The sequence below is a fragment of the Tardiphaga robiniae genome (assembly GCF_001618955.1).
In the GTDB taxonomy this organism is placed as follows: domain Bacteria; phylum Pseudomonadota; class Alphaproteobacteria; order Rhizobiales; family Xanthobacteraceae; genus Tardiphaga; species Tardiphaga robiniae_A.
The window spans coordinates 1-510 of record NZ_LVYV01000048.1 but is presented as its reverse complement, the minus strand read 5'-3'; the positions used below and the strand labels follow the sequence as shown (position 1 = coordinate 510).

General features: G+C 62.5%; 1 protein-coding gene and 1 pseudogene. Both read left to right on the top strand.

Translation table 11 applies throughout. From position 1 onward, the window contains the following. Positions 1 to 256, top strand: a 256-nt coding sequence (locus tag A4A58_RS24085; protein ID WP_081422038.1) for a c-type cytochrome, incomplete at its 5' end; no start/stop codon positions are given. A gap of 121 nt (positions 257 to 377) precedes the next feature. Beyond that, positions 378 to 510, top strand: a pseudogene (locus A4A58_RS30490) (diacylglycerol kinase); the annotation flags it as partial.

Here is a 510-nt window from a genome sequence, read left to right as displayed (position 1 = left end):
GACGATCAGCGAGACGGTGAAGGTCTTCCCGAATCACTTCCCGGCCGGCTCTGAAACGGGAATGGAAACCGAAGCGAGCCCGAAAATCTGGGAGAACATGGAGGACTTCAAGGAAAAGGCCGCCAAGCTCGGCGGTGACGCTGAAAAGATCCTTGCCCAACTGCCCGCAGATCAGGCCGGTGTCGGCGCCGCACCCGGCCTTCTCGGAAAGGACTGCCGCAGCTGTCACGAGCCCTACCGTCTGCAGAAGAATTGACGATCAGACGGTTCTTCTAACCCGTTTTGAAGCGCGCCGGTTCGCCGGCGCGATCTCTCCGCAAGCAGGTCGAAAGCCCACCGGCCGTTGTCATCCGCATTCGTGATCTCAAGAGGAGCCCATGGGCCGGCGTGCGAGGTATCTGCTTTCTGGTCTGGTCCTGCTGGTGGTGGCGGGAGCGAGTCTCGCCTGGTGGTTGACCAAGCCGGATCGTTGGGACGCCGCCCATTGGGAGGGGCTCGGCGGGCCCGATC